This is a genomic window from Kitasatospora sp. NPDC088861 (assembly GCF_044750105.1).
Taxonomy (GTDB): domain Bacteria; phylum Actinomycetota; class Actinomycetes; order Streptomycetales; family Streptomycetaceae; genus Kitasatospora.
Window position 1 is genome coordinate 66,485 of sequence record NZ_JBIVJF010000020.1, and the last position, 20,295, is coordinate 86,779.

General features: G+C 74.3%; 14 protein-coding genes. 10 read left to right on the forward strand and 4 right to left on the reverse strand.

What is annotated here, in order from left to right; genetic code table 11:
* The first annotated feature begins 1 nt into the window (after window position 1).
* From ACIP37_RS27555 to ACIP37_RS27575, 5 genes are all read left to right on the forward strand, one after another.
* Window positions 2-565, forward strand: coding sequence for a Clp protease N-terminal domain-containing protein (locus ACIP37_RS27555; RefSeq protein WP_363584546.1), 564 nt, complete (start codon window positions 2-4; stop codon window positions 563-565).
* A gap of 419 nt (window positions 566-984) precedes the next feature.
* Window positions 985-2,388 carry an ABC transporter substrate-binding protein gene (locus ACIP37_RS27560; protein WP_363623216.1) on the forward strand — a complete coding sequence of 468 codons (1,404 nt, stop codon included), beginning with the start codon at window positions 985-987 and terminating at the stop codon, window positions 2,386-2,388.
* A gap of 209 nt (window positions 2,389-2,597) precedes the next feature.
* Complete coding sequence (locus ACIP37_RS27565; protein ID WP_400844653.1) at window positions 2,598-3,620, forward strand: carbohydrate ABC transporter permease; 1,023 nt, start codon at window positions 2,598-2,600, stop codon at window positions 3,618-3,620.
* Window positions 3,617-4,564, forward strand: coding sequence for a carbohydrate ABC transporter permease (locus tag ACIP37_RS27570; protein WP_350880131.1), 948 nt, complete (start codon window positions 3,617-3,619; stop codon window positions 4,562-4,564). The genes ACIP37_RS27565 and ACIP37_RS27570 overlap by 4 nt, the downstream gene beginning before the upstream one ends.
* Before the next feature lie 353 nt (window positions 4,565-4,917).
* Window positions 4,918-6,429, forward strand: coding sequence for a DUF4153 domain-containing protein (locus ACIP37_RS27575; protein WP_400808542.1), 1,512 nt, complete (start codon window positions 4,918-4,920; stop codon window positions 6,427-6,429).
* Between the two features lie 155 nt (window positions 6,430-6,584).
* Here ACIP37_RS27575 and ACIP37_RS27580 read toward each other — a convergent pair whose 3' ends face one another.
* Window positions 6,585-8,132 carry an MFS transporter gene (locus ACIP37_RS27580; protein ID WP_400808539.1) on the reverse strand — a complete coding sequence of 516 codons (1,548 nt, stop codon included), beginning with the start codon at window positions 8,130-8,132 and terminating at the stop codon, window positions 6,585-6,587.
* Window positions 8,133-8,498: 366 nt separating this feature from the next.
* On the opposite strand from ACIP37_RS27580, the gene ACIP37_RS27585 reads away from it, so the two are divergent.
* The 3 genes from ACIP37_RS27585 to ACIP37_RS27595 all read left to right on the forward strand — a co-directional run bounded on the left by ACIP37_RS27585 (window position 8,499) and on the right by ACIP37_RS27595 (window position 10,651).
* A complete protein-coding gene (locus ACIP37_RS27585; RefSeq protein ID WP_363584536.1) occupies window positions 8,499-9,050 on the forward strand; it encodes a TetR/AcrR family transcriptional regulator in 552 nt (183 codons plus the stop codon).
* Between the two features lie 125 nt (window positions 9,051-9,175).
* Entirely contained in the window at window positions 9,176-9,874 is a 699-nt protein-coding gene (locus tag ACIP37_RS27590; protein ID WP_363584534.1) for a ribonuclease HII, read from the forward strand.
* A gap of 99 nt (window positions 9,875-9,973) precedes the next feature.
* Window positions 9,974-10,651, forward strand: coding sequence for a hypothetical protein (locus ACIP37_RS27595; protein ID WP_363584532.1), 678 nt, complete (start codon window positions 9,974-9,976; stop codon window positions 10,649-10,651).
* A gap of 249 nt (window positions 10,652-10,900) precedes the next feature.
* Here the strand turns inward: ACIP37_RS27595 and ACIP37_RS27600 are convergent, their stop codons facing one another.
* On the reverse strand, window positions 10,901-11,539 hold the full coding sequence (locus tag ACIP37_RS27600) for a hypothetical protein (protein WP_400808721.1): 639 nt from the start codon (window positions 11,537-11,539) through the stop codon (window positions 10,901-10,903).
* Between the two features lie 419 nt (window positions 11,540-11,958).
* Window positions 11,959-14,154, reverse strand: coding sequence for a RecQ family ATP-dependent DNA helicase (locus tag ACIP37_RS27605; protein WP_363584528.1), 2,196 nt, complete (start codon window positions 14,152-14,154; stop codon window positions 11,959-11,961).
* A 228-nt stretch (window positions 14,155-14,382) separates the two neighbouring features.
* On the opposite strand from ACIP37_RS27605, the gene ACIP37_RS27610 reads away from it, so the two are divergent.
* Window positions 14,383-15,960: a DUF4192 family protein gene (locus tag ACIP37_RS27610; RefSeq protein ID WP_400808533.1), complete on the forward strand. Its 1,578-nt coding sequence runs from the start codon at window positions 14,383-14,385 to the stop codon at window positions 15,958-15,960.
* Between the two features lie 61 nt (window positions 15,961-16,021).
* Here ACIP37_RS27610 and ACIP37_RS27615 read toward each other — a convergent pair whose 3' ends face one another.
* Window positions 16,022-17,335, reverse strand: coding sequence for an alpha/beta fold hydrolase (locus ACIP37_RS27615; RefSeq protein WP_400808530.1), 1,314 nt, complete (start codon window positions 17,333-17,335; stop codon window positions 16,022-16,024).
* 762 nt (window positions 17,336-18,097) lie between these two features.
* On the opposite strand from ACIP37_RS27615, the gene ACIP37_RS27620 reads away from it, so the two are divergent.
* A complete protein-coding gene (locus tag ACIP37_RS27620) occupies window positions 18,098-20,221 on the forward strand; it encodes a glycogen debranching N-terminal domain-containing protein (protein WP_363630379.1) in 2,124 nt (707 codons plus the stop codon).
* Window positions 20,222-20,295 lie beyond the last annotated feature (74 nt).

The window sequence follows — 20,295 nt, forward strand, 5'->3', positions numbered from 1 at the left end:
GATGTTCGAGCGTTTCACCGACCCGGCGCGGCAGGTGGTGGCTGCGGCCCAGCAGGAGGCCGGGGAGCTGCGGCACGACCGCATCGGGACGGAGCACCTGCTGCTGGCGATCCTGGCCCGGCCGGACGACCCGGCCGCCGGCGTCCTGATCGGGCTGGGGCTGGACCACGGGGCCGCCCGGCGGGCAGTGGTCCGGCTGCTCGGGCCGGGGGACGACACGCAGGCGCTGGCCTCGATCGGAGTGGACCTGGACGCCGTTCGGGCCGCGGTCGAATCAGCCTTCGGTGAGGGCGCGCTGGACGCGCCGGCCGAGGAGGAGCCGAAGCGGCGGGGCTGGTTCAGGTTGGATTCGAGGGCGGGCCGGAGTCCGTTCAGTGCCCGGGCGAAGAAGGCGCTGGAGCTGTCGCTGCGCGAATCGCTGCGGCTCAAGTCCGGTCAGATCGCGGTCGGGCACCTGCTGCTGGGGGTCCTCCGGGAGGGGGACGGCTTCGGCGCCCGGGTGATCGTCGATCACGGACTGGATCCTCAGGCCGTCCGGCGGGCTGTCGAGGGGGTGCTGGCGTGAACCGGCGGGTTCGGCGGCGCGCGGGCCGGACGGCCGCCCGGCCGGGGGCGACCGGGCGCGCCTGAGCTACCCGTACGGCGAGCACGGCTGCCCCTTCCCGGCTCAGGAGGCCGCCGAGGTGATCGCCACTACGGCGATCGAGGTGCTGCCGGTCCGGCCGTACTGACAGTCGGTCAAGATGCTTGGCCCCGTCCGGGTTTCCGGGCGGGGCCGTCGTGCAGTCGAGCGGGGGCGGAGCTCTCGGTCGGGGTGTCGACGGATGAAGGTCGACGTGGACCTTGGCGGCGGCTGGCGGCTGCGTTAACGTCATCGGATCGGTTCGTCCGTCGCCCGCTCGCGATCTCTGCACGCCCGTCTCCGGTACAGCGCGATGTTGTTCAGCCCACCGTCGGCAGCACGCCCTGGCGAGGAGGACCGCATTGACCCTCAACCCGACCGCGCCGTCCAGGAGTTCCGGTCATCGCGGTTCCGGCCGCCGCTTGGCCGTCGTACCCGCCCTGCTCGCGGCGCTGGCCCTGACCGCGGCCTGTTCCAACAGCTCCGGCGGTTCGGGCGGCGGGGGTGACGCGGCGGTCCCGTCGCTGTCCGGCGACTGTGCCAAGTACCAGCCGTACGCCGGGCATTCGGGCACCACGGTGACGATGTTCGCCTCGATCCTCAGTCCGGAGTCGGACAACCTGGAGAAGTCCTGGGCCGAGTTCGCCAAGTGCACCGGCATCAAGATCAGTTACGAGGGCTCGAACGACTTCGAGTCCCAGCTGCCGGTCCGGGTGGCCGGCGGCAACGCCCCGGACTTCGCGATCATCCCGCAGCCGGGCCTGCTGGCGCAGATGGTGAAGAGCGGCAAGGTGGTCAAGCCGCCCGCCCAGACGGTCACCAACGAGGACCGGTGGAGTCCGATCTGGAAGACCTACGGCTCGGTCAACGGCACCTTCTACGCGGCGCCGATGAGCGCCAACATGAAGTCGCTGGTCTGGTACTCGCCGAAGGCCTTCAAGGCGGGCGGCTACGAGGTGCCGAAGACCTGGGCGGACCTGATGGCGCTCAGCGACCGGATCGCCAAGTCCGGTGGCGCCAAGCCCTGGTGCGGCGGCATCGCCTCGGGCACGGCCACCGGCTGGCCGGCCACCGACTGGCTGGAGGAGGTGGTGCTCGGCACGTACGGCGGTGACGTGTACGACCAGTGGGTCGGCCACCAGGTGAAGTTCTCCGACGAGAAGATCACCACGGCGATGAAGACCGTCGCCGGCTGGATGCAGAACCCGGCCTGGGTCAACGGCGGTTACGGCGACGTCAAGTCGATCGCCACCACCACCTTCCAGGACGCGGGCGCGCCGGTCCTCACCGGCAAGTGCGCCATGCTCCAGCAGGCGTCGTTCTACGAGGCGCAGTGGCCCAAGGGCACCAAGGTCGGCCCGGACGGCGACGTGTTCGCCTTCCACCTGCCCGCGGTGAACCCGGCGATCCCCAACCCGGTCGAGGGCGGCGGCGAGTTCCTGGCCGCCTTCTCCGGCCGGCCCGAGGTGCAGGCGGTGCAGAACTACCTGTCCAGCTCGGACTGGGCGAGCAGCCGGGTGAAGACCGCGACGGGCTGGGTCTCGGCCAACCAGGGCGTGGACAAGAGCCTGTACACCGACCCGATCGACCGGCTGTCGGCGGACGCGCTGACCGACCCGGCGGCGACCTTCCGCTTCGACGGCTCCGACCTGATGCCGGCCGCCATCGGTTCCGGGCAGGAGTGGAAGTCGCTGACCGCCTGGTTCGCCGAGGGGCAGTCGATCCAGAAGACCGCCGCCGACATCGACGCCGCCTGGCCGCAGTAGCCGCCCGCCCGTACGAGGCGCACGCCCCCAGTGGGCGCCTGGCCGTGGTGGGTACTCGGCCGCAGTGGGCGCCTGGCCGTGGTGGGCGCCGAGCCGGACTCGTGCCGGGCCCGGCCGGGCGCCGTTCAGGACCACCTGTCGAGGGCGGTGCGGGGCCACCCACCCGCACCGCCCGCCCCTTCCCACCAGAACAGGAGGGACGCACCGTCATGTCCGTACCCGGAACCCCTTCACCGGCCACCGCGCTCGCCACCGGCTCCTGGGGTGACGCGGCGGTCAAGTTCGGCAACAGCCTCGGCGCCGTCGCGGGCTTCCTCGGCATCCTGCTGCTGGTCTTCTTCGCCGCGGGCCGGGCCCGGGGCCGACTCTCCCGCCCGCTGTCGGTGGTGGTGTTCCTCGGCCCGGCCGCGGTGCTGCTGCTGGTGGGACTGGTCGTGCCGCTGATCCGCACGGTCTATCTGAGCCTGCAGAACGCCGACGGCAGCGGGTTCGTCGGCGGCGAGAACTTCGGCTGGGCGTTCACCACCGACTCGGTGCAGAAGGTGCTGGTCAACACGCTGCTCTGGCTGGTGGTCGCGCCGTTGGCGGCGACCGGCCTGGGCCTGGTGCTGGCGCTGCTGGTGGACCGGATGCGCGGCCAGGCGGTGTACAAGTCGCTGATCTTCATGCCGATGGCGATCTCGCTGGTCGGCGCCTCGATCATCTTCAAGTTCGTCTACGAGTCGCGCGGACCGGGCCAGTCGCAGATCGGCCTGCTGAGCCAACTCGCCATCGCGGTGGGCTGGGACGACCCGCCGAACTGGATGCTCTCGCAGCCGCTGAACACCTTCCTGCTGATGGCGGTGATGGTCTGGGTGCAGACGGGCTTCGCGCTGGTGGTGCTGTCGGCGGCGATCAAGGCGATCCCCGACGAGGTCACCGAGGCGGCCCGGCTGGACGGCGCGCAGGGGGTGCGGCTGTTCTGGTACGTCACGGTGCCGATGATCCGCACCACGGTGGTGGTGGTGCTGACCACCATCATGATCATCACGCTGAAGGCCTTCGACATCGTCCGCACCATGACCGGCGGCAACTTCGGCACCCAGGTGCTGGCCAACGAGATGTACTCGCAGTCCTTCGTGCAGTTCGACACCGGGCGGGGCAGTGTCCTCGCGGTGATCCTCTTCCTCGCGGTGCTGCCGTTGGTGGCCTACAACATCGTCCAGCTGCGGAAGGAGCGTGGGGTCCGATGAGCGCACCGCACGACAGGCCGGCCCGCGCGATGAGCGCGCCGCACGGCAGCCCGGTCCGGAAGGCCTTCAGCAGCCCGCTGGCCTCGGTCTTCGTGATCGCGGTGACCGTCCTGTGGACGATCCCGACGGTGGGCCTGCTGGTGACCTCGCTGCGCCCCAAGCAGGACGTGACGGCGAACGGCTGGTGGAACGCCTTCCTCCACCCGGACCTGGGCCTGGGCAACTACCACACGGTGCTGTTCGAGGGCGGCTCCGGCGTCTCCACCGGGCTGATGCCGTTCCTGGTGAACTCGCTGGCGATCAGCGTCCCGGCCACCCTGTTCCCGCTGGTGCTGGCGGCGATGGCGGCGTACGGGCTGGCCTGGGTGCGGTTCCGGGGGAGCGACACGGTGTTCTTCGGGGTGTTCGCGCTCCAGGTGGTGCCGATCCAGATGGCGCTGATCCCGCTGCTGCGGCTCTTCTCCGGCGGTGCGCACCTGGGGTCGCTGACGTTGATCCCGGCGGTGGACCTGAAGGGCAGCTACGCGCCGGTGTGGCTGGCGCACACCATGTTCGCGCTGCCGCTGGCGGTGTTCCTGCTGCACAACTTCATCGCCCAGCTGCCGCGGGACCTGATGGAGGCGGCGGTGGTGGACGGGGCCTCGCACTTCAAGATCTTCCGTTCGATCGTGCTGCCGCTGTGCACCCCGGCGCTGGCCTCGTTCGCGATCTTCCAGTTCCTGTGGGTCTGGAACGACCTGCTGGTCGCGCTGACCTTCGCGGGCGGCACGCCGGAGGTGGCGCCGATGACGGTCCGGCTGGCGCAGCTGTCCGGGTCCTTCGGCGGGCGGTGGGAGCTGCTGACGGCCGGGGCGTTCCTGTCGATCATCGTCCCGCTGATCGTCTTCTTCAGCTTGCAGCGGTACTTCGTCCGGGGCTTGCTGGCGGGGTCGGTGAAGGGGTAGCGGAGGGGTGGTGGATGGGCCGCGGGAGGGGTGCGGGAAGGCGGGGGGAGGCTGCGGGAGAGGCGCGGGAGGGCTGGGGGAGGGCCGCGGGGGCGGTGGCGGGAAGGCGGGCCGAGATTTCTGAACTTGTTCAGAACTGAGTTTTGAACCTGTTCAGAATGGTCTACAGTCGGCTGCAGCCGCGGCGCCGAGCGCGCCCGACGGCGGACTGCCCCAAGGGCGGCTTCCGCATGCCCGCCGACCACCACCGAGGGGGACTCATGTCCGGCCCGTCCACGCCCGCCCCGGCCGACCTGCGACCCGAGCCCGGACCCGCGACGCCGCCCGGCCCCCATTGGGGGTCCGGCGTAACCGTGCCGCCGCACCACGGGTGGCTGCGCCCGAGCGACCCCGAGCGCAGGGCGGCCGCCACGCCCCGGGTCCTCCTCCTGGCGCTGCTCACCGGCCTGCTGGCGGCCTGGCTGCTGTTCGACGGGGTGGGCGTCAACCTGCTGATCTGCGCCGGGGCCACCGCTGCCGCGGCCGGTCTCGCCGCCCGGTCGGCGGGCCGCCGGATCCGGCCCTGGACGGTGGTGTGGAGCCTGCTCGCCGTCGCCCTGCTCGCCGTCCCGGCGCTCTGGGAGGCGGGCTGGCCGGTGACGCTGTCCATCGGGTGCGCGCTCGGCCTGGCCTCGCTCGCGCTGCACGGCGGCCGCCGCTGGGCGGGCGTCCTGCTCCCCCTGCCCGCCGTCCTCTGGCAGCTGCCGCCCGGCGCGCTCTGGCTGAGGGACGGGCTGCGCGGCCGGAGCCTGCCCCACCGGGGCCGGATCGTCCCGGTGCTCAAGGCGCTCGCGGTCGCCGCCGTCCTGCTGACCGTCTTCGGCCTGCTGTTCGCCGGTGCGGACGCCGCCATGGCGGACCTGCTGGGCAGCCTCAGCCCCAGCCTCGACCTCGGCGGGCTCCCGCTGCGCGCGGTGCTGTTCGCACTGGGGGCGTTCACCGCCCTGGGCTTCGCCCACATCGCGGCCGGGCCCCGCCGCTGGGACCGTACGGTCGTCCGGCCGGGCCGGGCCCGCCGCCGGCTGGAGTGGGCGCTGCCGCTGGTCGCGCTCAACCTGATGTTCGGCGCCTTCGCGGTGATCCAGGCCCTGGTGGTGCTCGGTGGCGCCGACGCCGTCCTGCGCAACACCGGGATGAGCCGCTCCGAGTACGCCCGGCAGGGCTTCTGGCAGCTGAGCGTGATCACCGCGCTCACCCTGGTCGTGGTGGCGGTCGCCAAGCGCTGGGCCCCGCGCAGCACGCCCGCCGACCGCCGGGTGGCGCGGATCCTGCTCGGCGCGCTCTGCGTGCTCGCCCTGGTCGTGGTCGCCTCGGCGCTCGGCCGGATGTGGTTCTACGTCGACGCCTCCGGACTGACCAGGCTGCGGCTCTGGGTGCTGGTGGTCGAGGGCTGGCTCGGCGCCGTCCTGCTGCTGCTGATCACCGCCGGGCTGACCCGCTCGGCGGGCTGGCTGCCCCGCGTCGTCGTCCTCAGCGGCATGCTCACGGCGGCGGTGTACGGGCTGATGGGCCCGGACGCGATCATCGCCGAGCAGAACGTCGCCCGCTTCGAGCGGACCTCCCGGATCGACCTGCGCAACGTCCGCGACCTCTCGCCGGACGCCGCCCCCGCCCTGGACCGGCTCCCCGCCGCCCAGCGGACCTGCGCGTTGCAGTTGATCCGCGCCGGGCTGGAGAACCACCCCGGACAGCCCTGGTACGCGACCAGCGCCTCCGCCGCCCGGGCCCGGGAGATCCTGGCGCAACGGCCGCTGGTGGACCAGCTGGAGGAGGGGCGCACCTCCTGCGAGCGGGCCGGGATGAGGTACCAGGACCTCTGGCCCTGACGCCTGCGCCTGTCTCGGGGGGCGTGCGTTTGGGGCGGGGCTGGTGTGCGGCCCGGAAACGCGGCCCGGAAACGCGGCCGGGAAACGCGGCCGGGCCGGCCGGGAGCGTGCTGCTCCCGGTCGGCCCGGTGTGGTGCGGTGCGGCCTGGTCGGGCTCAGTGCATCGCGACGCCGGAGGCCCCGCTCGGCAGGTCGCTGGCCTTGGCCTTGATCACGAAGACCGAGACCACCAGCGCCAGCCCGGCGAGTACGGCGCCCACGATGAAGCCGTGCGAAATCCCCTGGGTGAGGACCGAGTTGGCGGCGTCGGTGCCCTTCGGGAACTCGTGGTGCTGCTGGAGGTAGGCCAGCTGGTCCGGAGTGGCCGACTGGAGGAACTTCGGCTGCTGGAGCTTGCCCTCGGCGGTGGCGTAGTGCGCGAAGACCGTGGTCAGGATCGACAGGCCGAGCGAACCGCCAATCTGCTGCATGGAGTTCAGCAGGCCGGATGCGGCACCGGTCTCCTGGCCGGGGACGCCCGCGACCGCGAGCAGCATCACCGGGACGAAGATCAGGCCCATGCCGAAGCCGAAGATGACCGTGGGGCCGAGCACCCCGTCCAGGTAGCCGCTGTCCTTGCTCATCTGGGTCAGCCAGGTGAGGCCGACGGTGACCAGCAGGGCGCCGCCCGCCATGAACGGCTTCGGGCCGTACTTGGCCTGGAGGCTGGAGGCGAGCTGCGCGGCGATGATGATCGACACGCTGATCGGGAGGAAGGACACGCCGGCCTTCAGCGGGCTGTAGCCGAGCGGGCCCTGCACGAAGAGCGTGATGTAGAAGAAGATGCCGAACATGGCCGCGGCCAGGCAGAGCATCATCACCAGGCCGCCGGTGCGGTTGCGGTTGGCGAGCAGGTGCAGCGGGGTGATCGGCTGGTCGGTGCGGTTCTCGATCACGACGAACGCGGCGAGCAGCAGCACGCCGCCCGCGAAGGAACCGAGCGTGATGCTGTCCGACCAGCCGTCCGAGGCGGCCCGGATGAACCCGTAGACCAGGCCGACCAGGCCGAGCGTCGAGGTGAGTGCGCCCGGCAGGTCGAAGCGGCCCGCGTGGCGCTCGGACTCGGCGATGTAGCGCGGTGCGGCGAGCGCGATCAGCGCCGCGATCGGCACGTTGACGAAGAAGACCCAGCGCCAGTCCAGGTACTCGGTGAGCAGACCGCCGGCCAGCAGGCCGATCGCGGCACCGGACCCGGCCACCGCCGAGAAGACGCCGAACGCCTTGTTGCGTTCCGGCCCTTCCTCGAAGTTGGTGGCGATCAGGGCGAATGCCGTCGGTGAGCAGATCGCGCCGCCGATGCCCTGGAGCGCGCGGGCGGCCAGCAGCATCCCGCCGTCCTGGGCGAAGCCGCCCAGCAGGGAGGCGAAGCCGAACAGCAGGGTCCCGAAGATGAACACCCGGCGGCGGCCGAGGATGTCGCCCGCGCGCCCGCCGAGCAGCAGCAGCCCGCCGAAGGTCAGCGTGTAGGCGTTGATGACCCACGACAGGTTGGTGGTCGAGAAGTTCAGTGCGTCCCTGATCTGCGGCAACGCGATGTTCACGATGGTGGCGTCGAGCACCACCATCAACTGCGTGGCCGCGATGACGGTCAGGGTGATGCCCTTGCCCCGGCCCCGACTGCTCTGTGGTGGTGAGTTCTTGCTGATCGTGTCGGAGATAGCCACGATTGTGCCCCCTGCTGGCTATGTGCCTGGCTGCGTGCTTCGTACGCTGCGGACCGACTGGTCCGGCGTGAGCCCACGGTCTGGCGCGGGCTAGGAAGGAACGGGATCGTTCACTAATGTGGACGATATCCTGGGCCTGATTGTGAACGCAAGCGTTCCCTAAGGATGGTGGCGATGGATCGGTTGGTGCGGCGTCTGACGGCGGACCGGGCGACCGGTCGGGCGGGCGCCCGACCGCTTGCGGCGGCGGACGCGCCCCCGTCACCCGCGGCGCGACCGGGGGCGATGCCCGAGCCGGCGGCTCACTGCCCGATGCGGGTCGCCCGCGAGGCCCTCACGCGGCCGGTGCGGCGCCGGGGGAAGGAGTTGGAGAACGCGATCTTCGAGGCCACGATCGACCAGCTCACCTCCGGCGGATACGCGCGGCTGACGATGGAAGGCGTCGCCGGCGCGGCGCGGACCGGGAAGGCCGCGCTCTACCGGCGCTGGGCGTCCAAGGACGAACTGGTCATCGACGCCCTGGACGCCACTCTCCCACGCCCCTACGACACCCCCGACCTCGGGTCCGCGGATCTCGAATTGCGGCAGCTCATCGAGGTGTTCATGGGCGCGATGAACTCCCCGACGGGCGCCGCGATCCAGACGCTGATGGGCGAGATCGACCATGAACGGGCCGAGGTGTTCAAGGACTTCATCGGCCAGCGGGTGATCGAGCCGACCAAGGAGACCATCCTGGCGATCCTGCGCCGCGGCGCCGACCGCGGCGACGTCCGGCCCGGCGCGGCCACCGCGCTGGTCGCGGACGTCGTCCCGGCGATGCTGCTCTACCAGGTGAAGATCTGCGGCCGGGAGAACACGGGGCCGGACTTCGGGGCCCGGCTGCTGGACGAGGTGCTGTACCCGCTGATCCGCGCCTGAGTGCGGCCGCTGCTGTGGCTCCGCGGGCGGGGCTGTCGGCAGCCGGCCCGGGCGGCTGAGCGGCGGGGCTTAGGCTGGATGCTGCCCAGCTGAACGGGCTGCCCCTCCGCCGAACGGAACTCGCGATGCCCATCGTCCCGCCGACGCACTCCGTCGAGCGCTCGCTCCGCCGGGCCGGCGCCAAGATCGTCGTCGGCCTGGACGAGGTCGGGCGCGGCGCCTGGGCCGGCCCGGTCACCGTGGGCGCGGCCGTCACCGGCCTGCGCAAGGCTCCGGAGGGGCTGACCGACTCCAAGCTGCTCACCGAACTGCGCCGCCGCGCGCTCGCCCCGGTCCTCGCCGACTGGGTCACCGCCTACGCGCTCGGCCATGCCTCGCCGCAGGAGTGCGACGAACTCGGCATGACGGCGGCGCTGCGGCTGGCCGCCGTCCGCGCGTTGGAGGCGCTGCCGGTCGAGCCCGACGCGGTGATCCTGGACGGCAAGCACGACTACCTGGGCGGCCCCTGGCGGGTGCGCACGGTGATCAAGGGTGACCAGTCCTGCATCTGCGTCTCCGCCGCCTCGGTGCTCGCCAAGGTCCACCGCGACGGGCTGATGGCCGAACTCGGCGAGGAATGCCCGGAATACGGCTTCGCGGACAACGCCGGCTACCCGTCCCCGGTGCACCGCGCCGCGCTGGAGGAGTTCGGCCCCACCGGGCATCACCGGCTCTCCTGGGCATACCTGGACGCGCTGCCGAAGTGGCGGCACCTGAAGCGCGTCCGGGACGTCGCGGGTGCGGTCGAAGGCTCCGCCGACGAACAGTTGACGCTCGGTTTCTGACGGTCCGTCTGGAATTGCCTGGGTGGGGCGGTGGGTGTGCGGTGCCCAATGGGTGGGGTGCGCGTGCGTGTTCGAGCGGCATTTGATAGATATCCGGGTATGCCTGTCTTCCCCGAGGAGTCGGAGATTCACGAGAGCCTCCCGGGCCCCGGCGTTCCCTTCCCCCGCGAGTCGGACGCACAAGCCCTCCGCGCGCCTGCCAACGGCGGCGCTTCTTCCACCGCACCCACCACCGTCGCCGCCGTTCCGGTGCCCGGCCCCCGTCCGGCACCGCCGCGCCCGGCACCCCCGCGCGCCGACCGTTCCGGTTCGCCACGACTGATCCCCAAGCCCTCGCCGGCGCAGCGCCGTTCGGGCGGCGCCGAACCGCAGGTCGAGATCCAGCGCGTCGCCGCCACCCCGGCGCGGGCGCTGGAACGCGCGGACGCCGCGGTCGACCGACTGCTGGACGCCGGCCGCGACCCGGGCGACATCCTGGTGCTGACGGTCGGCGAGGCGCACCCGTGGCAGCAGCACGAACTCTCCTTCGGTGAGGAGCGCTACTGGGCGCAGCTCGCCGAGGGCGGCGACGTGTTCTACGCGGACGTCGCGCTGACCCGCCCGGTGCACCGGGAGGTGGTCGTCCTGGTGGTCAACGGCGGGACGGCCGTCCGGGCCGCCGAGGCCCACGCCAAGGCGCTCGGCCACACGACCGCGCTGCTCGTGGTCTGCGGTGACGCCGGCCCGGTCGCCACCGGGGCGGCCGGAACCGCGCCCGGCCGTTCGATCGGCGCCTGACCACGACGGAGCCACCCCGGGCCCGGCGCCGTACGGTGCCGGGCCCGGGTCCGTCGTGCCCCGGTGGCGGCGAGGGCGTACGGTCCGGGGCGCGGGCCGACCCGTGGCTGGTCTCGCGCCCGTGCCTGGTCCTGGTGTCGGCTGTCGGGCCTTGGGGTCGGCTCCGGCCGTGGCGTCGTCTGCGATCGTGGCGTCGCCCGTGGCGTCGCCCGTGGCCGCGGCCCGTGGGTGTCGGCGGGACCAGTGGGGTCAGCAGGTGCCGGTGCGCCGGGCTGGCTGGACGGCGGCGACCCGCGCCGGGGGCCACGGGTGCTCGGACTGCCGGGTGTGCTGGGCCCGTTCGGCCGCCTGGTGCCGGGCACGCTGGCCGCGCGGGGCGTCCAGCGCCGAGCGCGGCGGCAGTTCCGTGACGGTGTGCACCACCCCGTCCGCCCACGAGCCCGCGTGCGGATCGCGTCCGCTCCGGCCGTCCCCGAGGACGTGCCAGCCCGCCGGGGTGAGCCCGATGTACGAGCCGCAGCGCAGGCCGTGCAGGACGGCCGCGTCCCGCAGCGCCCACATCCAGGCGCCGTCCTGTTCGGTCCAGCCGGGTGCGCCCTCGCGGCAGCGCAACAGCACGGCCGTGCGGGTCGGTTCGGCCAGCCGCAGGTCGTGCGGGGTGATCTGGCGCAGGTGCGTGAGCACGGCGTTGCGGTGCTGCCAGCCGTCGGTGTCGTGTGGCCAGGGCGTGAACGAGGCCGAGGCGGACACGTGGTGCAGCGCGTTGAGGACGGCGATCACGACCGTGCCCGGCTGGGGCAGGTGGCGCTGGTGCAGTTCCACGACGAACTCGCGCGGGTCGCGCAGCAACGGGATCCCCGAGGCGGTCCAGGTCTCCAGGTCCAGCAGCCGTCTGGGCGCCGAACTCCGGGCGAGGGGATGCTGACCTCGGCCGATACCGTTGATCACGATCCTCCTTCCTGACCCACTGGCACGCGGGTACGTGGGTACGCCGAAGGCCGGGTCCAGCGGACAGGGTTTCGGGTACGCGCCAATTCTCGCGGTATCCGGGGTGGAGCGGCAACGATGAAACGATGAACGCCACCCGAAAGCCCACGTTCCGCCGGATATGTTCCACCGTGTTCCGAGCGTCGTTCGGGCGGCGTTGGACCTTGATCCAGACCGTGTGCGGGGTCCGGTGAACCGCTGTCGGCACGGTGACCACTCCTTTCCCCGCTCCGGCGTCCCGCGTGTTCGCGAGTGGGCTGCTTTCTCCCTTCGTTAGGCCATTCGAGTGATGGGTGGAGTGGCGGCCCGCTGCCGCCCGGTCACCCCTGCACGGCCAGCACCAGGGGCAACACCGCGCTCGCCCCGGCACGGCGCAGCAGCCTGGCGGCCACGGTGACCGTCCAGCCCGAGTCGACGAGGTCGTCCACCAGTAGCACCGGCCCGCCGGCCTCGGCCACCGCCTGCGCCACCTCCGGCGGCAGCGTCAGCGCGCCGGCCAGCGAGTGCAGTCGCTGGGCGCTGTTGCTGCGCGCGCCGTGCGGGGGCCGACCGTCGGCGTACTCGATCCGGCCGAGCAGCGGCAGCCGGCCGATCTCGGCGATCCGCGCACCGAGGCTGCCCACCAGCTGGGGGCGGGTCGAGGAGGCCATGACCACCACGCCGACCGGCCGCTCCAGCCGGGCGCCGTCCGCCGTCGCGGGCCCGGCCCAGCCGCCGGGGCCGCGGGCCCAGTCGGCGAGCACCGCGACCAGGGCGTCCACGGCCTCTCCGGGGACCGGTACGTCCGGGGCCTGGTCGGCCAGCAGGGTGCGCAGCCGGTTGCCCCAGCCGATGTCGGACAGCCGGCCGAGCGCCCGCCCGTTCTCGGCCTGCTCGCCCGCCGGGATCCGGCCCTTGAGGGGCACGCCGAGGGAGTCCATCCCGGTGGGCCAGAGCCGGCGCGGCTCGAAGCTGATGCCCGGGCGGCCGAGGGCGGCCCGGGCCGCGTCCAGCGCCTCGGCGGAGACCTCGGCGGTGTGCAGCGGCCCCGCGCAGTTGTCGCACCGGCCGCACGGACGGGCCTGCTCGTCGTCCAGCTGGCGGCGCAGGAACTCCATCCGGCAGCCGGTGGTCGCCGCGTACTCGCGCATCGCCCGCTGTTCGGCCTCACGGGAGGCCGCGACCTTGGCGTACCGGGCGGTGTCGTACGCCCAGCTCTGCCCGGTGGCCGTCCAGCCGCCCTTGACCCGGCGGACGGCGCCGTCCACGTCGAGCACCTTGAGCATGGTCTCCAGCCGGGTGCGGCGCAGGTCCACCCGGGGCTCCAGCGCGGCGGTGGACAGCGGGCGGCCGGCCTCGGCCAGTGCGTCGATGGTGCGGCGCACCTGTTCCTCCGGCGGGAAGGCCAGCGAGGCGAAGTAGCGCCAGATCGCCTCGTCCTCGCGCCCGGGCAGCAGCAGTACCTCGGCCCGGTCGACGCCGCGCCCGGCCCGGCCGACCTGCTGGTAGTAGGCGATCGGCGAGCTGGGCGAGCCCAGGTGCACCACGAAGCCCAGGTCGGGCTTGTCGAAGCCCATGCCCAGCGCGGAGGTGGCGACCAGCGCCTTGACCCGGTTGGCCAGCAGGTCGGCCTCGGCGGTGCGGCGCTCGGCGTCCTCGGTGCGGCCGGAGTAGGAGGCCACCGGGAAGCCCCGCTCGCGGAGGAAGGCCGTCACCTCCTCGGTGGCGGCCACCGTCAGGGTGTAGACGATGCCCGAGCCCGGCAGCCGGTCGAGGTGGTCGGCGAGCCAGGCCAGCCGGTGCGCCGGGTCGGGCAGGGGCAGCACGCCCAGGGTGAGGCTCTCCCGGTCGAGGGGTCCGCGCAGCACCAGGGCGTGCTCGTCGGTGCTGCCGGTGCCGAGCTGCTCGGCGACGTCCGCGGTGACCCGGGCGTTGGCGGTGGCGGTGGTGGCCAGCACCGGGACGCCGGGCGGGAGCTCGGCGAGCATCGTGCGCAGCCGGCGGTAGTCGGGGCGGAAGTCGTGGCCCCAGTCCGAGATGCAGTGGGCCTCGTCGACCACGAGCAGGCCGGTGGAGGCGGCGAGCTTGGGCAGCACCTGGTCGCGGAAGTCGGGGTTGTTCAGCCGCTCGGGGCTGACCAGCAGGACGTCGACCTTCCCGGCGGAGACCTCGGCCTGGATCTCGTCCCACTCGTCGGTGTTGGCCGAGTTGATGGTCCGGGCGTGGATGCCGGCCCGGGCCGCCGACTCGACCTGGTTGCGCATCAGGGCGAGCAGCGGGGAGACGATCACCGTCGGCCCGGCGCCCCGGGCCCGGAGCAGGGCGGTGGAGATGAAGTAGACCGCGGACTTCCCCCAGCCGGTGCGCTGCACGACCAGGGCGCGGCGGTGGTCGACCACGAGGGCCTCGATGGCCGTCCACTGGTCCTCGCGCAGGGCGGCACCGGGCCCGGCGAGCTCGCGCAGGACGGCCTCGGCCCGCGCCCGGACCTCGGCGCGGTCGGCGGTGGCGGTGGTGTGGTTCTCGGACTGCTGCATGGCGTCCATGTAACCCCGAGCCGCTGACATGGGGCGAATGCCGGGGCTGCGGAGAGGTGGAGGCCGGATGTATTTCATCAGCTCCTCAGCTGAACGGCCGCCGACTAATCACCCGGGGGAGTGGGCGCGGTGTGCTCCGAATGAGGGAAGCGGAAAACGAGGGCGGGGTTATCCACAGGAAAAGAGAAAAATCCGGTGCGTCTCTCGGATCGCGTCACGCTTCCGGTCATGAACGCCGCGAACAACCGGAGCGTCATGAACAACGGGAGCGTCATGAACAACGAGCGCGTCACCCTGACCCTCGGCCCGTCCTCCGGCCACCGGCCGGTCACCATGCGCGGCCCGGCCGACATGGCCGAGCTGCTGCCCTACCTCCTGGGGTTCTACCCCGACGACAGCATCGTCGCGGTCGGCCTCCAGGGCCCCGACCTGCACCAGGGCGGAGTGATCCGGGCGGACGTCCCGGAGTCGCCCGAGCAGTGGCCGGCTGCGGCGGAGGAGACGGCCGCCCTGCTGGTCGCCCTCTCCGAGAGGCACGGCGAGCGGCCGGTCCAAGTGCTCCTCTACCTCTGCCAGGATCGGACCACGGCGCACGCCCCTCCGGTGGTGGACGGCCTGCGGCCGCTGGCGGGCGACCTCCGCGCGGCCTTCGGGCGCAGGGGGGTGGCCGTCAAAGAGTCGCTCTGCGTCTCGGACGGCCGCTGGTGGTCCTTCCTCTGTCGCCGCGCCGGGTGCTGCGATCCGGCGGGCAACCCGATCCGCCGTGCCCCCGGCCCGGGCCCGGCGGCCGCCGCCGCGGCGTTCGCCGGCCTCGCGCCGCGTGGCAGCCGGAAGGCGATCATCGGCGGGCTGGCCCCGATCGGCCCGCCGGGGGCGGACGCCCAGCGCGCGGCGCTCGCCCGGGCCGAGGCCGCTGAGGCCGCCAACGGTGCTGACGGCGCTGGGGGCTCCGGGGGTGCGTCCGTCCAGGAGCAGGGCGCCGACCTGCTCGACCAGGCCTTCGCCGAGTTCGCGGCCGGGGCCCGGGAGCTCGACGAGGAGCGGGCGGCCCGGCTGCTGGTCGCCCTGCGGGACCGCCTCACCCGGGATCGCGGAGTCGAGTACGCCCGGCCCGCCGAGCTCGCGCCCGCCGAGCGGCTCTGGCGCTTCCTCGCCCGGCGCGCCGTGCCGCCCTACGAGGGCTGTGCGGTGGCCCCGCTCACGCTGCTGGCCTGGGCCTCCTGGGTGGCGGGGGACACCGCGACGGCCCGCGTCGTGCTGGGCCACGTCCTCCGGCTCGACCCGTCCTACCTGCTGGCCGAGCTGCTGTACGAGTCGTTGAACGACGGCATGACACCCGACGCGCTGCTCGCGGCGGTCGAGGCGCAGCGTCGGCGGCGCGAGGCGGGTGGGCCCGTGCCGGCGCCCGGCGGCGAACCGGGGCCGGCGCCCACCGAGGGCCCGGGTGGTAACCAGGCCGGCCGCGGTGGGCCGTCGGGGCTGCCCGGGCCGGCGGGGGCCTCACGCCGCCGCCGGCCTGCCCGCCGGAAGGCCTCGAAGGCGGCTCAGGCCACAGCGGCGGCGGCCGAGCACGGCCCCGTCGGCCCGGCCGGCCCCGCCGAGCCGGCTCCGCGTCCGGACGGTCCGGGCCCGCTCGCCCTGCTACCGGTGCCCGGGTGCGCTCCGGTGCCCCGGCAGCGGTCCGCCCGGGGTCTGCGGCTCGGCCGGACAGTGGTGTCCCGGGCCGCCGCCGCACCGTCGGCCGCCGGGCGCCACCGGTGCCGGGGCGTCCGTCGGGCGGCGAGGGGAGCCCACCATGCGCGCTGACCTCGCCGGGCGTCCGTCAGGGGCCGTCCGGAGCCTCGCCGCCCGGCCCGGGCGGGCTTCGCTAGGCCTCGCCGTGCGCCAGCTTGATCAGGCGGTCGAGCACCTTGCCGCCGCTCGCCCGAAGGCCGTCGTGCTCCCACTCGTTGGTGATCCAGGTCCGCAGACCGCGCACCGCGCGGGCGGTCGCCAGCGAGTCGGCGGTGTTCACGTACATGTCGTCGTGGTAGACCGCCGCCACGACGGGGACGGTGTTGGCGGCCAGCCGCGCCGGGTCGTACAGGTCGGGCCAGTCGGTGCGGGCGGCCAGCAGGTCCGCGGTCTCCTTCAGCGGGCGCAGCGCCGGGTCGGTGTCGAACATCCAGGGGTAGATCATCTCCCCGGTGAACAGCACCGGTGCGCCGGAGTCCAGCGCCGCCCGGGCGTCGAACTGCGGGAACTCCTTGCGGACCCGATCGGCAGACCAGGCGGTGCCGCCCTGGTCCACCGAGCGCTGGCCGTAGATCGACTCGTGCAGCACGGCGTACAGCGGGCCCTCCGCGAAGGAGAGCTTGGCCTGGACACCGGCCAGGAAGGTGTCGGACAGCTCGGGGCCGGTCGCGCCGTCCACCCAGGCCTCCTCCAGCAGGTAGTGCAGGGTGCCGGAGCCGCTGCCGCCGCCGAGCATCAGCCCGAGGGCCTGGAACGCCTCGACGGTCAGCAGTCCGCCGTCGGGCAGCGTCGCGGGGGCGGCGGCGAGGTGCGCGGCGATCCGCCGTACCGCCTCGACGTCCTGCGGGAACCTGGCGTAGTGGTCCTCGTTCTTGTGGACCACCCGCGGGTAGGCGGCACGGTAGACGTCGTCCGCCGAACTGCCGAGGCCGGACAGACCGCCGGTGATGAAGGCCTCGGTCAGGCCCTCGGGGGCGAAGGAGAGGTAGGTGAGGGTGCAGAAGCCGCCGAAGCTCTGGCCGAGCACGCTCCAGCGCCGGTCCGCGCCGAGCAGCTGGTGGCGGATCAGCTCGGCGTCCCGCACGATCGAGTCCGCGCGGAAGTGCGCCAGGTAGTCCGCCTGCTCCTGGGCACCGCCGCGCCGGGCGAGGGTCTGCCGGGTCGCGGGCGTGGAGCGACCGGTGCCGCGCTGGTCGAGCAGGAGCACCCGGTAGTCGTCGAGGGCGCGTTCCAGCCAGGCGTCGCGGCCGAGCGGGCGGGCGGCCTTGCCGCCGGGCCCGCCCTGGAGGAAGACCAGCCAGGGCAGGTCGGCCTGCTCGCGGCCGGCGGCCACCACCTCGCGGGCGTACACCTCGATCTGCTCGCCCTGCGGGTCGGCGTGGTCGAGGGGGGCCTGGAAGACGTGGTCGGTCGTAGCAATCCCGGGCAGACGGCTGACGGTGGACATGCAACTCCTCGGTCTCTGCTGGTCACAGCGGTCAGGTCGCGGCTCACGGGGTCACCGGGTGCGGGCGCCGCGACCCCCGCACCGTATCCTGACCGCGGTCGGGCACCGGTTCGACGGTCACCGCCCACTCGGCCAGGCATACGATGCCGGGCCGGGGCGGGTTGCACGGCAGGCCGCGGGCCGGGACGCAGCCGCCGCCACCCGGTGGCGAGACCGCGCCGCCCTGGTGGCAGCCCGGTGACGGCCCGACCGTGACGGCTCGACGGCTGCGGCACGACCGCCCGGCGGGCCGGGCTCGACGGGCCGCACCCGTCGCCGGGCGTGACCTGGAGGCGGTGCGCGGCGTTCACCCCGGGGGCCCGGCGACCGTCCGACGGCCGTCCGGCGGCAGGTTCCGGGCGGACCGCCCGCCGAGCGGGGCGGCCACGGCGCCGGGGCACCGGAGCGTGCGGGGCCCGCTCGGGTCACCTGGCTCGGCCGCCGCGGCCCACGGGTCGGGCGCCACCGGCGGTCCGGGTCACCGGACCTGACGACGCGCCGGGCACCGAGGCGGGCCCGACGCGAAGGTGCGGCGCGCCGGTACCGGCCCGGTACCGCGCACCGCATGGCACGGCCCGGCACCGGGTACGGCCAGACACGGCACACCCGCCGACGGGGCACCCCGCCGGCCCGGCACCATCAGCACGCGATCGAGCGTGCTCGCGGCCCACCGGCCTGACCAGGCCACCGGACCGCCGAGGGGAGGAGAGTCCGGTGACCGCCATGAGGCCACCACAGGCCATGCCGGCCGAGAGCGTGGTCGGCGCGCCGAGACCGGTCGGCCGTCCCGACCAGGTCCAGACGGCCGGACCGGCGGGGGCACCCGTCGGCCCGAGTCGGCTCACGGCCCCGCCAAGGCCGCAGCCCCCCGCCGTCCACCACGCGGTGCTCTGCGTCAACGCCCCCGCGATGGCCGCCTCCGGACCGGACGGCCAGCTGCGCGGCCACGGCCTGCACGGCTTCTACCGCAACGGCGTCCGGGTGCTCGCCCGGATGGAGCTGCGTCTGGGCGGCATGGAGCCGCTGCCGCTCCAGGGCGCCCTGACCAGCACCGCGCAGGCCCGCTTCCTCGGCGCCGTCCGGCTCCCCGGCGACCTCGACCCGGACCCGGCGCTCACCGTCGAGCGGCTGCGTCACGCGGACGGAGTGGAGACCGTCATCGTGCGCAACACCGGCGGCCGGCCCGCCCGGCTGCCGATGGAGATCGCCCTCGGCACCGACCTCGGCCCGGTCGCCGAGATCGCCGCCGGGCACCGCCCGGCCGACCTGCCGGGCCAGGTGCAGTCCGCCGGGCTGCGCTGGGCCGGCCCGGCCCACAGCGCGGTGGTCAGCGCCAAGCCCTCCCCGCACGCGGTGCTGGCCGGGGCCGGGGTGCTCCGGTGGGACTTGGAGGTGCAACCCGGCGCCCGCTGGTCGGTCGAGCTGCGCGCCGAACTGGAGAGCACCGCCCCCGGCCCGCGGCCGCCCGGCGGGCGGGGCACGGGCGTGCCGCTGCCCTGGGCCCAACCGGAGGTCCGCAGCGACGACGCCCGGGCCGCCCTGCTGGTCACCCGCTCCCTGGACGCCCTCGGCGGGCTGCTGTTCGCCGACCCGGACCGCCCGACCGACCTCTACCCGGCTTCCGGCGCGCCCTGGCGCTTCGGCCTCGCCCCGGCCGACGCGCTCTGGGCCGCCCGGCTCACCCTGCCGCTCGGCACCCGGCTCGCCGCCGGCACCCTCCGGGCGCTGGCCCGCCGTCAGCAGCCCGCCGCCGCCCCGGGCCGCACCGAAGGCCTGCTGCCCGGCGCCCTCCGGCACGGCGGCCCCGAGCTGCCGCCCACCTGCACCGCCACCGAGGCCACCCTGCTGTTCGTCACCGTGCTGGCCGAGGCCTGGCGCTGGGGCCTGCCCCGTGCGGAGACCGCCGACCTGCTCCCGGCCGCGGAGCGGGCCCTGGCCGCCCTCCGCGAGGGCCTGGTCGACGGCTTCGTCACCGACCTCAGCCGCCCGGCGGAGGACCGCGCCGCCCACCCGGTGGCTGCCCGGGCCGAGGTCCAGGCGCAGGCCCACCGCGCCGCCCTGCACGGCGCCGAACTGCTGGAGGCCTTCGGCCGCCCCGGCGCCGAGGAGTGGCGCGGCTGGGCCGCCGAACTGCGCGGGTGCTTCCGCGAGCGGTTCTGGATCGACGACCTCTCCGGCGGACGCCCCGCCGCCGCGCTGGCGCCGGGCGGCCAGCCGCTGCCGGCCGTCGCCTCCTGCCTGGTGCACCTGCTGGACACCGGGCTCGCCGCCGACGGCGGCCGGCACGAGAGCCTGCTGGACCGGGAACAGACCCGACTGCTGGCCCAGCGCCTGGCCGCGCCGGAGCTGGACAGCGGCTGGGGCCTGCGCACGCTCAGCGCCAAGTCCCCCCGCTTCAACCCGTTGGGCCACCGCGGCGGCGCGGTGCGGGTCCACGAGACCGCGCTGGCGATCGCCGGGCTGGCCGAAGCCGGCCATGAGAACGAGGCCGGCGCCCTGCTGGAGGGCCTGCTCGCCGCGGCCGCCCACTACGAGGGGCGGCTGCCCGAGATGTACGCGGGGGAGCAGCGGATCCCCGGCTGCCCGCCGGTGCCGCACCCGGCCGCCTGCCGCCCGGCAGCGGTCTCGGCGGCCGGCGCCGCGCACGCGGTGTTCGCGCTCGCCGGGGTCCGCCCCGACGTGCCGGGCGGCCGGGTCCTGGTCCGCCCGGCCAGCACCGCTCCGCTCGGCGAGCTGGAGCTGACCGGCCTGCGGGTCGCCGGCGAGCCCTTCTCGGTCCGGGTGAGCCGGATCGGCGTGGCGATGGTCGAGGAGGCCTCCGCGGAGCTGCAACTGGGCGCCCGCTGACACCCCTGCCCGGGCCCGCCCGGCTCCGGCGACACCTCAGGAGGGCCGGGCGCGGTCCGTGTACGGGCCTGTGC

What these genes read in the sequence shown, in the direction of transcription:
- ACIP37_RS27555 (WP_363584546.1), top strand. Translation starts at nt 2, where the DNA reads ATGTTCGAGCGTTTCACCGACCCGGCGCGGCAGGTGGTGGCTGCGGCC.
- ACIP37_RS27565 (WP_400844653.1), top strand. Translation starts at nt 2,598, where the DNA reads ATGTCCGTACCCGGAACCCCTTCACCGGCCACCGCGCTCGCCACCGGC.
- ACIP37_RS27570 (WP_350880131.1), top strand. Translation starts at nt 3,617, where the DNA reads ATGAGCGCACCGCACGACAGGCCGGCCCGCGCGATGAGCGCGCCGCAC.
- ACIP37_RS27590 (WP_363584534.1), top strand. Translation starts at nt 9,176, where the DNA reads ATGCCCATCGTCCCGCCGACGCACTCCGTCGAGCGCTCGCTCCGCCGG.
- ACIP37_RS27595 (WP_363584532.1), top strand. Translation starts at nt 9,974, where the DNA reads ATGCCTGTCTTCCCCGAGGAGTCGGAGATTCACGAGAGCCTCCCGGGC.
- ACIP37_RS27605 (WP_363584528.1), bottom strand. Translation starts at nt 14,154, where the DNA reads ATGCAGCAGTCCGAGAACCACACCACCGCCACCGCCGACCGCGCCGAG.
- ACIP37_RS27610 (WP_400808533.1), top strand. Translation starts at nt 14,383, where the DNA reads ATGAACGCCGCGAACAACCGGAGCGTCATGAACAACGGGAGCGTCATG.
- ACIP37_RS27615 (WP_400808530.1), bottom strand. Translation starts at nt 17,335, where the DNA reads ATGTCCACCGTCAGCCGTCTGCCCGGGATTGCTACGACCGACCACGTC.
- ACIP37_RS27620 (WP_363630379.1), top strand. Translation starts at nt 18,098, where the DNA reads ATGAGGCCACCACAGGCCATGCCGGCCGAGAGCGTGGTCGGCGCGCCG.